Origin of the sequence: Paraburkholderia sp. 22098 (assembly GCF_052045935.1) — a bacterium.
Classification (GTDB): Bacteria; Pseudomonadota; Gammaproteobacteria; order Burkholderiales; family Burkholderiaceae; genus Paraburkholderia; species Paraburkholderia caledonica.
This window is the reverse complement of the sequence record NZ_JBQEPV010000020.1, coordinates 17,533-30,266: the sequence shown is the minus strand read 5'-3', so window position 1 is coordinate 30,266 and position 12,734 is coordinate 17,533. Positions and strand designations below refer to the sequence as shown.

Annotated in this window: 22 protein-coding genes; all 22 read right to left on the bottom strand. The window is 58.7% G+C overall.

What is annotated here, in order from left to right; genetic code table 11:
- Positions 1-12: 12 nt before the first annotated feature.
- Complete coding sequence (rpmD, locus tag ACTJLB_RS29610; RefSeq protein WP_007180126.1) at positions 13-195, bottom strand: 50S ribosomal protein L30; 183 nt, start codon at positions 193-195, stop codon at positions 13-15.
- Positions 196-205: 10 nt separating this feature from the next.
- Positions 206-724, bottom strand: coding sequence for a 30S ribosomal protein S5 (rpsE, locus tag ACTJLB_RS29605; RefSeq protein ID WP_006052219.1), 519 nt, complete (start codon positions 722-724; stop codon positions 206-208).
- Positions 725-738: 14 nt separating this feature from the next.
- Complete coding sequence (gene rplR, locus ACTJLB_RS29600) at positions 739-1,104, bottom strand: 50S ribosomal protein L18 (protein ID WP_006052218.1); 366 nt, start codon at positions 1,102-1,104, stop codon at positions 739-741.
- Positions 1,105-1,116: 12 nt separating this feature from the next.
- A complete protein-coding gene (gene rplF / locus ACTJLB_RS29595) occupies positions 1,117-1,647 on the bottom strand; it encodes a 50S ribosomal protein L6 (RefSeq protein ID WP_006052217.1) in 531 nt (176 codons plus the stop codon).
- A gap of 18 nt (positions 1,648-1,665) precedes the next feature.
- Entirely contained in the window at positions 1,666-2,061 is a 396-nt protein-coding gene (rpsH, locus tag ACTJLB_RS29590; RefSeq protein ID WP_006052216.1) for a 30S ribosomal protein S8, read from the bottom strand.
- A gap of 14 nt (positions 2,062-2,075) precedes the next feature.
- Positions 2,076-2,381, bottom strand: a complete 306-nt coding sequence (gene rpsN / locus ACTJLB_RS29585; protein WP_006052215.1) for a 30S ribosomal protein S14 — start codon at positions 2,379-2,381, stop codon at positions 2,076-2,078.
- Between the two features lie 7 nt (positions 2,382-2,388).
- Positions 2,389-2,928: a 50S ribosomal protein L5 gene (rplE, locus tag ACTJLB_RS29580; RefSeq protein ID WP_006052214.1), complete on the bottom strand. Its 540-nt coding sequence runs from the start codon at positions 2,926-2,928 to the stop codon at positions 2,389-2,391.
- A 17-nt stretch (positions 2,929-2,945) separates the two neighbouring features.
- Complete coding sequence (rplX, locus tag ACTJLB_RS29575; protein ID WP_020070584.1) at positions 2,946-3,254, bottom strand: 50S ribosomal protein L24; 309 nt, start codon at positions 3,252-3,254, stop codon at positions 2,946-2,948.
- Between the two features lie 9 nt (positions 3,255-3,263).
- Entirely contained in the window at positions 3,264-3,632 is a 369-nt protein-coding gene (gene rplN, locus ACTJLB_RS29570) for a 50S ribosomal protein L14 (protein ID WP_006052212.1), read from the bottom strand.
- 289 nt (positions 3,633-3,921) lie between these two features.
- Entirely contained in the window at positions 3,922-4,194 is a 273-nt protein-coding gene (rpsQ, locus tag ACTJLB_RS29565; protein WP_007180129.1) for a 30S ribosomal protein S17, read from the bottom strand.
- Positions 4,191-4,385: a 50S ribosomal protein L29 gene (gene rpmC / locus ACTJLB_RS29560; protein WP_007180130.1), complete on the bottom strand. Its 195-nt coding sequence runs from the start codon at positions 4,383-4,385 to the stop codon at positions 4,191-4,193. Before rpmC ends, rpsQ begins: the two co-directional genes overlap by 4 nt.
- Before the next feature lie 10 nt (positions 4,386-4,395).
- The gene (rplP, locus tag ACTJLB_RS29555; RefSeq protein ID WP_013340739.1) at positions 4,396-4,812 is read right to left on the bottom strand and encodes a 50S ribosomal protein L16; all 417 of its coding nucleotides are present in this window, start codon (positions 4,810-4,812) and stop codon (positions 4,396-4,398) included.
- Between the two features lie 2 nt (positions 4,813-4,814).
- Complete coding sequence (gene rpsC, locus ACTJLB_RS29550) at positions 4,815-5,621, bottom strand: 30S ribosomal protein S3 (RefSeq protein ID WP_020070582.1); 807 nt, start codon at positions 5,619-5,621, stop codon at positions 4,815-4,817.
- Between the two features lie 11 nt (positions 5,622-5,632).
- Positions 5,633-5,962, bottom strand: coding sequence for a 50S ribosomal protein L22 (rplV, locus tag ACTJLB_RS29545; RefSeq protein ID WP_011490054.1), 330 nt, complete (start codon positions 5,960-5,962; stop codon positions 5,633-5,635).
- Positions 5,963-5,972: 10 nt separating this feature from the next.
- Entirely contained in the window at positions 5,973-6,248 is a 276-nt protein-coding gene (gene rpsS / locus ACTJLB_RS29540; RefSeq protein ID WP_004199273.1) for a 30S ribosomal protein S19, read from the bottom strand.
- A gap of 10 nt (positions 6,249-6,258) precedes the next feature.
- Positions 6,259-7,086 (bottom strand): 50S ribosomal protein L2, encoded by an 828-nt coding sequence (rplB, locus tag ACTJLB_RS29535; protein WP_020070581.1) that lies wholly within the window; start codon positions 7,084-7,086, stop codon positions 6,259-6,261.
- Positions 7,087-7,088: 2 nt separating this feature from the next.
- Positions 7,089-7,403: a 50S ribosomal protein L23 gene (rplW, locus tag ACTJLB_RS29530; protein ID WP_007180135.1), complete on the bottom strand. Its 315-nt coding sequence runs from the start codon at positions 7,401-7,403 to the stop codon at positions 7,089-7,091.
- On the bottom strand, positions 7,400-8,020 hold the full coding sequence (gene rplD, locus ACTJLB_RS29525; RefSeq protein WP_007180136.1) for a 50S ribosomal protein L4: 621 nt from the start codon (positions 8,018-8,020) through the stop codon (positions 7,400-7,402). The genes rplW and rplD overlap by 4 nt, the downstream gene beginning before the upstream one ends.
- Positions 8,020-8,679, bottom strand: a complete 660-nt coding sequence (rplC, locus tag ACTJLB_RS29520) for a 50S ribosomal protein L3 (RefSeq protein WP_007180137.1) — start codon at positions 8,677-8,679, stop codon at positions 8,020-8,022. Before rplC ends, rplD begins: the two co-directional genes overlap by 1 nt.
- Before the next feature lie 201 nt (positions 8,680-8,880).
- The gene (gene rpsJ, locus ACTJLB_RS29515) at positions 8,881-9,192 is read right to left on the bottom strand and encodes a 30S ribosomal protein S10 (RefSeq protein ID WP_006998489.1); all 312 of its coding nucleotides are present in this window, start codon (positions 9,190-9,192) and stop codon (positions 8,881-8,883) included.
- Between the two features lie 130 nt (positions 9,193-9,322).
- Complete coding sequence (gene tuf, locus ACTJLB_RS29510) at positions 9,323-10,513, bottom strand: elongation factor Tu (RefSeq protein WP_012434572.1); 1,191 nt, start codon at positions 10,511-10,513, stop codon at positions 9,323-9,325.
- A 47-nt stretch (positions 10,514-10,560) separates the two neighbouring features.
- Positions 10,561-12,663, bottom strand: a complete 2,103-nt coding sequence (gene fusA, locus ACTJLB_RS29505; RefSeq protein ID WP_020071567.1) for an elongation factor G — start codon at positions 12,661-12,663, stop codon at positions 10,561-10,563.
- Between the last annotated feature and the right edge of the window lie 71 nt (positions 12,664-12,734).

Here is a 12,734-nt window from a genome sequence, read left to right as displayed (position 1 = left end):
CCGGTCAGCCGCTTAGCTGATGACCTTAACGAGGTACGAAACCTTGTTGATCATGCCGCGCACGGCCGGCGTGTCCTGCAATTCGCTAACCGAGTTGAGTCGGCGCAGACCGAGGCCACGCACCGTTGCACGGTGCGTTTCGCGGGTGCCGATCAGGCTCTTGACGAGCTGGACCTTGACAGTTTTATCAGACATGGTGTCCACCTTAGCCCAGAATATCTTCGACGGACTTGCCGCGCTTCGCCGCGATGTCGCCCGGCGTGGACTGCTTGCGCAGACCGTCGAGCGTTGCACGAACGAGGTTGTACGGGTTCGTCGAACCGTGGCTCTTGGCCACAACGTTCTGCACGCCCATCACGTCGAACACTGCGCGCATCGGACCGCCAGCGATCACACCGGTACCGTCCTTCGCCGGAGCGAGGAGGACCATCGATGCGCCGTGCTTGCCGTGCACTTCGTGTTGCAGGGTACCGTTCTTCAGCGGCACCTTGAACATGTTGCGGCGGGCTTGTTCCATCGCCTTCTGGACAGCGACAGGCACTTCCTTCGCCTTGCCCTTGCCCATACCGACGCGGCCATCACCGTCGCCGACCACGGTCAGTGCGGCGAAACCGAGAATACGGCCACCCTTCACGACCTTGGTCACGCGGTTGACCGAAATCATCTTTTCACGCAGGCCGTCGTCGCGTTCGTCAGCCTGAACTTTCGCTTGCATCTTTGCCATGACGAATTCTTCCCTTAGAACTTGAGTCCGGCTTCGCGCGCCGCATCAGCCAGCGCTTTCACGCGGCCGTGGTAACGGAAACCCGAACGGTCGAAGGCGACGGATTCGATGCCGGCAGCCTTAGCCTTTTCTGCAATGCGCTTGCCGATCAGCGTAGCAGCAGCGACGTTGCCGCCCTTGCCCGTTTGATCAGCCAGTTGCGCACGCACTTCGGCCTCGAGCGTCGACGCGCTGGCGAGCACCTTGGTGCCGCACGGCGAGAACACTTGCGCATAGATGTGCGTATTCGTGCGATGCACGGCGAGACGCGCGACCTGCAGCTCAGCGATCTTGATACGCGTCTGACGAGCGCGGCGCAGGCGAGATTGAGTCTTATCCATGATTGCGCACCCTTACTTCTTCTTCGTTTCTTTGAGGATCACGACCTCGTTGGCGTAGCGCACACCCTTGCCCTTATAGGGCTCCGGCGGACGATAGCCGCGCACTTCTGCCGCGACTTGGCCAACTTTCTGCTTGTCGATCCCCTTGATCACGATTTCGGTTTGCGACGGGGTTTCAGCCTTGACGCCTTCCGGCATCTGGTGCACCACGGGGTGCGAGAAACCCAGCGACAGGTTCAGCTTGTCGCCTTGCGCCTGTGCGCGGTAACCGACGCCAACCAGCGTCAGCTTGCGCTCGAAACCCTTCGTCACGCCGTTCACCATGTTCGCCACCAGTGCGCGCATCGTGCCCGACATCGCATTCGCTTCGCGGCTTTCGTCAACCGGCTCGATCTTCAGAATGCCGTTGTCGTTTACCACTTTCACGAGGCGGTTAGCCGCCTGCGTAATCGTACCCAGCGGGCCCTTGACGGTAATGCGATCGTCGCTCAGGGCCACTTCTGCGCCTTGCAGCGCGATCGGGCTTTTACCTACTCGAGACATGTTTCTCTCCTTTCGGCCTTAAGCGACGTAGCAGATGACTTCGCCGCCAACGCCCGTTGCGCGCGCCTTGCGGTCCGTCATCACGCCCTTCGGCGTCGACACGATTGCCACGCCGAGGCCATTCATGACCACGGGGATGTCGTTACGGCCGCGGTACACACGCAGACCAGGCTTCGAGACGCGCTCAATGCGCTCGATCACCGGACGGCCAGCGTAGTACTTCAACACGATGTTCAATTCAGACTTCGCACCTTCGGACTTCACTGCGAAATCATCGATATAGCCTTCGTCCTTCAGGACCTGCGCAATCGCAACCTTGACTTTCGACGAGGGCATAGTCACCGAGACTTTCTCAACCATCTGCGCGTTGCGGATGCGAGTCAGCATATCGGCGATAGGATCACTCATGCTCATTTACGTTTCTCCTATTACCAGCTCGCCTTGGTCAGGCCAGGGATCTCGCCGCGGAACGCGATTTCGCGAATCTTGTTACGCGCCAGCCCGAATTTACGGAACGTACCGCGCGGACGACCGGTAATTGCGCAACGATTGCGCTTACGGGTCGGGTTAGAGTTGCGCGGCAGTTGTTGCAGTTCCAGACGTGCTGCGTAATGCTCTTCGTCCGACTTGCTCATATCGCCAATGATCGCCTTCAACTCTGCACGCTTGGGCGCGTACTTAGCGGCGAGGCGAGCACGCTTCTTTTCACGTTCGATCAGTGCCAGTTTAGCCACGGTAACCTCAGTTTCTGAACGGGAACTTGAAGCTGGCGAGCAGAGCCTTTGCTTCGTCGTCGGTCTTCGCAGTCGTCGTGATGCTGATGTTCAGCCCACGCAGTGCGTCGATCTTGTCGTAGTCGATTTCGGGGAAAATGATCTGCTCTTTCACACCGATGTTGTAGTTGCCGCGACCGTCGAACGCACGACCCGACACGCCACGGAAGTCACGCACACGGGGGAGCGCAACCGTCACGAAACGGTCCAGAAATTCGTACATTGCCTGACCACGCAACGTCACCATTGCACCGATCGGGTATCCCTGACGGATCTTGAAGCCAGCGATTGCCTTGCGTGCCTTCGTGATCACCGGCTTCTGGCCTGCGATCTTCGTCAGGTCGCCAACGGCGTTTTCGATGATCTTCTTGTCAGCAACCGCTTCGCCAAGGCCCATGTTCAGGGTGATCTTGGTGATGCGCGGCACTTCCATCACGGACTTGTAACCGAACTTCTCGATGAGGCCGGGTACAACCTTTTCTTTGTAAAACTCTTGCAAACGAGCCATTTTTTTACTCCGCAGCGTCAGGCGCTCAGCTCGGCACCAGTCGTCTTAAGGAAACGGACCTTCTTGTCTCCTTCGACCTTGATGCCTACACGCGACGCCTTGCCATTCGCGTCGACCAATGCGACGTTCGAAATTTGCAGCGGCATCGTCTTGGCTTCCACACCACCCGTCGTACCCTTCATCGGGTTCGGCTTGACGTGTTTCTTGACGAGATTGATACCCTCGACAGTGACCTTGCCTTCGCCAACGGACAGCACGACGCCGCGCTTGCCTTTATCTTTGCCGGTGATGACGATAACTTCGTCACCTTTGCGAATCTTGTTCATCGCGACTCCTTACAGCACTTCAGGTGCCAACGAAACGATCTTCATGAATCGTTCGCTGCGCAACTCGCGCGTGACAGGCCCGAAAATACGGGTGCCAATAGGTTCGAGCTTGGCATTCAACAACACTGCGGCGTTGCCATCGAACTTGATCAGCGAGCCGTCCTGACGGCGCACGCCCTTGGCGGTGCGAACCACCACGGCGTTATAAATTTCGCCTTTCTTCACGCGCCCGCGCGGCGTTGCTTCTTTGACGGTCACCTTGATGATGTCGCCAATGCTGGCATAACGACGCTTCGAGCCGCCGAGCACCTTGATGCACATGACTTCACGCGCACCCGTGTTGTCGGCCACTTCAAGCCGAGTTTCGGTCTGGATCATGGTTTATCTTTCCCAACTTAATCCGGTCACACCACCATGGCGTACCCGGTCAGTCTTGGTCCCGTCAGCCAATCGGCTGCTTGGGTTAGAACAGCAGCGACGGCAAACGAAACCCGCCATCGCAATCCGGTGAATCCTTCGGGACAGACTGGCGCCTGAACCGCTTCCCCCACCAACTTCGCCCGCGACGGGGCTCCCATAAAGAGGGAAGACCGAGATTATAACAAATAATCTCGGTCTTGCAAGCGAAATCTACTGCGATTTCAACAACTTCTACTACTCAGCGGCGTCAGATGACGCGAGCAGCCTCGACCAGGCGAGCCACAACCCAAGCCTTCGTCTTCGAAATCGGACGAGTTTCCTGGATTTCAACGAGGTCACCCTCGTTGTACGTGTTCGCGTCGTCGTGCGCGTGGTACTTCTTCGAGCGCACAACATACTTGCCGTAGATCGGGTGCTTCACGCGGTGCTCAACCAGCACGGTGACCGTCTTGTCCATCTTGTTGCTGACGACCTTGCCGACCAGCGTCCGCTTGAGCGAGGTTTTTACGCTATCGTTCATTTCTGGTTCGCCTTCTCAGTCAGGACGGTCCGCACACGTGCGATGTCGCGACGAACCTTCTTCAGCTGGCTCGTGTTCGTGAGCTGCTGGGTCGCGAGTTGCATGCGCAGGCCGAATTGCGCCTTCAGCAGGTCCGACAGCTCCTTGTTGAGCGCGGCCTGATCTTTCTGGTGAAGTTCGGAAGCCTTCATCATTTGCTCCTTAGGCGCCGAGCTGACGCACGATGAAGGTCGTCTTCAGCGGCAGCTTAGCTGCAGCCAGACGGAACGCTTCGCGTGCCAGCTCTTCGGTTACGCCGTCCATTTCGTACAGCATCTTGCCCGGTTGAATCTCTGCGACGTAGTACTCAGGGTTACCTTTACCGTTACCCATACGTACTTCAGCCGGCTTGTGCGAGATCGGCTTGTCCGGGAAGATGCGGATCCAGATGCGGCCACCACGCTTGATGTGACGCGTCATTGCACGACGTGCCGCTTCAATCTGGCGCGCGGTCAAACGACCACGACCGATAGCCTTCAGGCCGAATTCACCGAACGACACCGCGTTACCGCGGGTAGCGACACCGGTGTTACGACCTTTCTGCTCTTTGCGATACTTTCTGCGTTTCGGTTGCAGCATCGTTATTCTCCAGTCTTCCCGTCGCCGCCGGCACCGCCAGCACGACGAGGAGCGCCACGGCGTGCACCTGCCGGGCCACCACCTTCACCATCGCGACGCGGACGGCGATCGCCACCCGGACGTGCGTTGCGACGCGGACGCTTTTCTTCGGCGACTTCTTCAACCACCGGTGCGTCGTTGCGGCCGAGCGTATCGCCCTTGTAGACCCACACCTTCACGCCGATGATGCCGTACGTCGTCTTCGCTTCCGAAGTCGCATAGTCGATATCTGCGCGCAGCGTATGAAGCGGAACGCGACCTTCGCGATACCATTCCGTACGAGCGATTTCGATACCGTTCAGACGACCAGCGCTCATGATCTTGATGCCTTGAGCACCCAGACGCATCGCGTTCTGCATCGCACGCTTCATCGCGCGGCGGAACATGATCCGGCGCTCGAGCTGTTGCGTGATCGAGTCGGCGATCAGTTGCGCATCGGTTTCCGGCTTGCGGATTTCTTCGATGTTGACGTGGACCGGAACGCCCATGCGGCGTTGCAGTTCCGACTTCAGCAGCTCGATATCCTCGCCCTTCTTACCGATGACCACACCCGGACGCGAGCTATAAATCGTGATGCGCGCGTTTTTCGCCGGACGCTCGATAACGACGCGACCAACCGAAGCGTTCTTCAGCTTCTTCTTCAGGTATTCACGAACACCGATGTCTTCCTGCAACATCGCCGCGAAATTGTTGTTGTTCGCGTACCAACGCGACGCCCAATTGCGGCTGACGGCCAAACGGAAGCCAGTCGGATGAATTTTCTGTCCCATCGTATGACCCCTTAATTCCCGACCGTCACAGTGATGTGACAGGATTGCTTCTCGATGCGGTTACCACGGCCTTTAGCGCGCGCGGTAAAACGCTTGAGCGACGCAGCCTTGTCGATGTAAATGCTCGTGATCTTGAGCTCATCGATATCGGCGCCTTCGTTATGCTCCGCATTCGCGATCGCCGACAGCACGACCTTTTTCACGATTCCCGCAGCCTTCTTCGGCGAGAACGTCAGAACGTTCAGCGCCTTGTCGACCGGCAAACCGCGGATCTGGTCAGCCACAAGGCGCGTTTTCTGCGCCGAGATGCGGGCACCGCGATGAATTGCTTTCACTTCCATCTTGAGCCCCTTATTTCTTAGCCTTCTTGTCGGCTGCGTGACCCTTGAACGTACGGGTCAGTGCGAACTCGCCAAGCTTGTGGCCGACCATGTTTTCCGAGATGTACACCGGAACGTGTTGACGGCCGTTATGAACGGCGATCGTCAGACCGATGAAATCCGGGAGGATCGTCGAGCGACGCGACCAGGTTTTGATCGGCTTCTTATCCCGCGAAGCTGCTGCCGCCTCAACTTTCTTCAGCAAATGGGCGTCGCAGAACGGACCTTTTTTTACAGAACGTGCCATTGCCTACTCCTTAACGCTTGTGACGGCGCTGGACGATCATGCTCGTCGTGCGCTTGTTGCTGCGGGTGCGATAACCCTTAGCAGGCGTGCCCCACGGGCTCACCGGATCGCGACCTGCAGCCGTCTTGCCTTCACCACCACCGTGCGGGTGATCGACCGGGTTCATTGCAACGCCGCGCACCGTCGGGCGGATACCGCGCCAGCGGTTTGCGCCAGCCTTACCGATTTGACGGAGGCTATGCTCTTCGTTGCCAACTTCACCAATCGTCGCGCGGCACTCAACGTGGACGCGGCGGATTTCACCCGAGCGCAGGCGGACCTGTGCGTAGATGCCTTCACGAGCCAGCAACATCGCCGACGTGCCAGCCGAACGCGCCATTTGCGCGCCCTTGCCCGGCAGCATTTCGATGCAGTGGATCGTCGTGCCGACCGGAATGTTGCGGATCGGCAGCGTGTTGCCTGCGCGAATCGGCGCTTCCGAACCGGACATCAGCTGCTGACCGACGGTGATACCCTTCGGAGCGATGATGTAACGGCGCTCGCCGTCCGCATACAGAACTAGCGCGATGTTCGCGCTACGGTTCGGATCGTATTCGAGACGTTCGACCTTCGCTGCGATACCGTCCTTGTTGCGACGGAAATCGACGACACGGTAATGATGCTTGTGACCACCACCCTTGTGACGCGTAGTGATGTGGCCATTGTTGTTACGGCCGGCGGTGGAGGATTGCGAGTCGAGCAGCGGTGCAAACGGCTTGCCCTTGTACAGATCCTTGTTGACCACCTTGACCATCGCGCGGCGACCCGGCGAAGTCGGCTTAACTTTAACGATTGCCATGATTACTTGGCCTCCGCTTCAAAGTTGATTTCCTGGCCGGGCTTCAGGCAGACGTATGCCTTCTTCACGTCTTTGCGCTTGCCCATGAAGCGGCCAAAGCGCTTGGCTTTGCCCTTCGAGACCAGCACGTTGACGGAATTGACTTCCACCTTGAACAGCAGCTCGACTGCAGCTTTCACTTCCTGCTTCGTGGCATCGGGCGCGACTTCGAACACGACTTGCTCGTTCTTGTCGGCCACCAGCGTCGCCTTTTCGGAGATCACCGGCGCGAGCAGGACCTGCATCAAACGATGATCGTTTTTGCGAATCTCGCTCATGACAGCAACTCCTCGATCTGGGCGACCGCAGCCTTCGTGATCAGGATCTTCTTGAAGTAGATCAGCGACAGCGGGTCGGCGTAACGCGGCTCGACAACCGCCACATGGGCGAGGTTGCGCGACGCGAGGTACAGGTTTTCGTCAACCGTGTCGGTAATCACCAGCACGGAGTCGAGACCCATCGCCTTGAATTTTTCGGCCAGCAGCTTGGTCTTCGGAGCTTCGAGCGTCAGCTCGTCGACAACGGAGATACGGCCTTCGCGGGCCAGCTGCGAGAAGATCGAGCAGAGACCTGCGCGATGCATCTTCTTGTTAACCTTGTGCGAAAAGTTTTCTTCCGGCGAATTCGGGAAGATCCGGCCACCGCCGCGCCACAACGGGCTCGACGACATACCGGCACGGGCGCGGCCCGTACCCTTCTGACGCCACGGCTTCTTGGTCGTGTGCTTGACTTGCTCACGATCCTTCTGCGCGCGGTTGCCGCTACGGGCATTCGCTTGATACGCAACCACCACCTGGTGAATCAGGGCTTCGTTGTAATCGCGGCCGAACACGACGTCCGACGCGCTAACGCCTGCACCTTCCTGACCATTGGCATTCAGGAGCTTAAGTTCCATTATTTCGCTCCTTTCACGGCACGCGTCTTCACGGCCGGCGTAACGAATACCTTGCCACCCTTCGCACCCGGAACGGCGCCCTTGACCAGCAACAGCTTGCGGTCAGCGTCGATACGAGCGATTTCGAGGTTTTGCACCGTTACCGTGTCGTCACCCATGTGACCGGTCATGCGCTTACCCGGGAAAACACGACCCGGATCCTGCGCCATACCGATCGAACCCGGCACGTTGTGCGAGCGCGAGTTACCGTGCGATGCACGGCCGGATGCGAAGTTGTAACGCTTGATGGTACCGGCGTAGCCCTTACCAATCGACACGCCTTGCACGTCGACCTTCTGGCCTACTTCGAACAGGTCAGGACCAACTACGGTGCCGTTCGACAACTCGGCAGCCTTAGCGGCGTCGATCTGGAATTCTTTGAGGATTTCACCGGCTTGAACACCGGCTTTGGCGAGATGACCGGCCAACGGCTTCGTCACACGCGATGCACGGCGCGTACCGAATGCAACCTGCACGGCCGTGTAGCCGTCGGTTTCAACAGTCTTGATCTGCGTCACGCGGTTGTCGGACACGTCCAGCACGGTAACGGGAATCGAATCCCCTTCTGCCGTGAAGATACGGGTCATGCCAACCTTGCGACCTACGAGTCCAAGGCTCATCGTTTTCTCCATTCCCGACTGCGATTGGTCGGGGCTAATTTACAAAATGCCGGTGCCGTTTCGGGCATGAATTCATGCTGCAGCACACCGACTTTTTTGCGCAAATGCGCGAAAAGCCTTGCATTATAGCGAGGCTTTTCGTTTTCTGCAAGCAATCAAAGACTTAGCGTTGTCAGCGGCGCTGAGCAACGCTCGAAGCCCTTATTGCAGCTTGATTTCGACGTCCACGCCAGCCGGCAAGTCCAGCTTCATCAGTGCGTCGACGGTCTTGTCCGTCGGATCGACGATGTCCATCAGGCGCTGGTGCGTGCGGATTTCGAGCTGATCGCGCGACGTCTTGTTGACGTGCGGCGAACGCAGGATGTCGAAGCGTTGAATGCGGGTCGGCAGGGGCACCGGACCACGAACGATTGCGCCAGTCCGCTTTGCCGTGTCGACGATTTCAGCAGCCGATTGGTCGATCAGGCGATAGTCGAAAGCCTTCAGGCGAATGCGGATTTTCTGGTTCTGCATGACAATTCCTTGAAAAAGAGCGAGGCGGTATTGCGCCGCCAGACAGTAAAAGAACGTAGAGCCGGGCGCCCGCTGAGGGCCGGCGCCCGGCTCCGGGCACCACTTACAGCAAATACGTCAATCCGCGATCTTACTCGAGAATCTTGGCAACGACACCGGCGCCGACGGTACGGCCGCCTTCGCGGATAGCGAAGCGCAGACCTTCTTCCATCGCGATCGGGTTGATCAGCTTCACCGTGATCGACACGTTGTCGCCCGGCATGACCATTTCCTTGTCCTTTGGCAACTCGATCGAGCCCGTCACGTCCGTCGTACGGAAGTAGAACTGCGGACGATAGTTGTTGAAGAACGGCGTGTGACGGCCGCCTTCGTCCTTGCTCAGCACGTACACCTCAGCCGTGAAGTGCGTGTGCGGGTTGATCGAACCCGGCTTGGCCAGCACCTGGCCACGCTCCACGTCTTCGCGCTTCGTGCCGCGCAGCAGGATACCGACGTTGTCGCCCGCCTGACCCTGGTCGAGCAGCTTGCGGAACATTTCCACGCCCGTGCAGGTCGTCTTCACCGTCGGCTTGATACCAACGATTTCGATTTCCTCGCCGACCTTCACGACGCCACGCTCCACGCGACCCGTCACCACCGTGCCGCGACCCGAGATCGAGAACACGTCTTCCACCGGCATCAGGAATGCGCCGTCCACTGCGCGCTCCGGCGTCGGGATGTACGTGTCCAGCGCGTCGGCCAGATTCATGATCGCCACTTCGCCCAGCTCGCCCTTGTCGCCTTCCAGCGCCAACTTGGCCGAACCCTTGATGATCGGCGTGTCGTCGCCCGGGAAGTCGTACTTCGACAGAAGCTCGCGCACTTCCATCTCGACCAGCTCCAGCAGCTCAGCGTCGTCCACCATGTCGCACTTGTTCAGGAACACGATGATGTACGGAACGCCAACCTGACGCGCCAGCAGGATGTGCTCACGCGTTTGCGGCATCGGGCCGTCAGCGGCCGAGCACACCAGGATCGCGCCGTCCATCTGCGCGGCGCCCGTGATCATGTTCTTCACATAGTCAGCGTGGCCCGGGCAGTCAACGTGTGCGTAGTGGCGGTTAGCCGTTTCGTACTCGACGTGCGCCGTGTTGATCGTGATACCACGTGCCTTTTCTTCCGGCGCCGCGTCGATCTGGTCGTATGCCTTCGCTTCGCCGCCGAACTTCTGCGTCAGAACCGTCGTGATCGCTGCCGTCAGCGTGGTCTTGCCGTGGTCAACGTGACCGATCGTGCCGACGTTCACGTGCGGCTTGGTCCGTTCGAATTTACCTTTAGCCATGTTTCTCTTCTTTCAAAAAGTTAATCGTTGAATGACTTGCCGCGCAATTACTTCGACTTCGCGTTGATGATTGCTTCCGACACGTTACGCGGTGCTTCGGAGTAGTGCTTGAACTCCATCGTATACGTTGCGCGACCCTGGGTCAGCGAACGCAGCGACGTCGAGTAGCCGAACATTTCGGACAGCGGCACTTCGGCGCGAACAATCTTGCCACCGCCAACCATATCGTCCATACCCTGGACGATACCGCGACGGCCCGACAGGTCGCCCATCACGTTGCCCATGTAGTCTTCCGGCGTTTCGACTTCCACAGCCATCATCGGTTCGAGGATGACCGGTTGAGCCTTGCGCATTGCTTCCTTGAACGCCATCGAGCCGGCCATGCGGAACGCATTTTCGTTCGAGTCAACGTCGTGGTACGAACCGAACGTCAGGTGAACCTTGACGTCGACAACCGGGAAGCCCGCCAGCACGCCTGCCTTCAGCGTTTCCTGGATACCCTTGTCCACCGCCGGGATGTATTCGCGCGGAATCACACCGCCCTTGATCTCGTCGAGGAACTCGTAACCCTTGCCTTGCTCGTTCGGCTCGAGCGTGATGACCGCGTGACCGTACTGGCCGCGACCACCCGACTGCTTGACGAACTTGCCGTCAACGTCTTCTGCCTTGCCACGAATCGTTTCACGGTAAGCAACCTGCGGCTTGCCGACGGTCGCTTCCACGCCGAATTCGCGCTTCATACGGTCGACGAGAATTTCCAGGTGGAGCTCGCCCATGCCCGAAATAATCGTTTGGCCCGATTCTTCGTCCGTTTGAACGCGGAACGACGGATCTTCCTGTGCCAGACGGTTCAGCGCCAGACCCATTTTTTCCTGGTCGGGCTTCGTCTTCGGCTCAACAGCCTGCGAAATCACCGGCTCCGGGAAAATCATGCGCTCGAGGACGATCGGGCTTTGCGGATCGCACAGCGTGTCGCCGGTCGTTGCGTCTTTCAGGCCGACTGCTGCAGCGATGTCGCCCGCGCGAACTTCCTTGATTTCCTCGCGCTGGTTCGCGTGCATCTGCAGAATACGACCCAGACGTTCCTTCTTGTCTTTGGTCGCGTTCAGCACGGTGTCGCCCGAATTGACGACGCCCGAGTACACGCGGAAGAAGATCAGCTGGCCGACGAACGGGTCGGTCATGATCTTGAATGCCAGAGCCGAGAACTTTTCGTCGTCGGCAGCGCGGCGCTCGCCTTGCTCACCGTTTTCCAGCTCGCCAGTGACCGGCGGGATGTCGATCGGCGACGGCAGGAAATCGAGCACGGCATCCAGCATGCGTTGCACGCCCTTGTTCTTGAACGCGGTGCCGCACAGCATCGGCTGGATTTCGCAAGCGATCGTACGGTCGCGCAGACCCTTGATGATTTCCTCTTCCGTCAGTTCGCCCGACTCGAGGTACTTGTTCATCAGATCTTCGCTCGATTCAGCCGCTGCTTCGACCATCTTTTCACGCCATTCATTGCACGTGTCGGCGAGCTCAGCCGGAATTTCTTCGTACGAGAACTTGGTGCCTTGGGACGCGTCGTCCCAAATGATCGCTTTCATCTTCATCAGGTCGACGACACCCGTGAAGTTTTCTTCCGCGCCGATAGGCACCACGACCGGAACCGGGTTTGCCTTCAGACGCAGCTTCAGCTGGTCGTAAACCTTGAAGAAGTTCGCGCCGGTACGGTCCATCTTGTTGATGAACGCGAGACGCGGAACCTTGTACTTGTTAGCCTGACGCCACACGGTTTCCGACTGGGGCTGCACGCCACCCACAGCGCAGTACACCATGCACGCGCCGTCGAGCACGCGCATGGAGCGCTCAACTTCAATCGTGAAGTCGACGTGGCCCGGGGTGTCGATGATGTTGATGCGGTGCTCAGCGCGGTCGCCGGCCATGCCTTTCCAGAACGCCGTCGTAGCAGCCGACGTAATCGTGATGCCGCGTTCCTGCTCCTGCTCCATCCAGTCCATGGTGGCAGCGCCGTCGTGAACTTCACCAATCTTGTGGTTCACGCCGGTATAGAACAGGATGCGCTCGGTCGTCGTCGTCTTGCCGGCGTCGATGTGAGCGCTAATACCGATGTTACGGTAGCGCTCGATAGGTGTCTTGCGAGCCACTTTGATCCTCTATGGGGATGACGCGATGCGAGAAAATACCCATCGCGCTGTAACACAAACGGGCGAGGCGC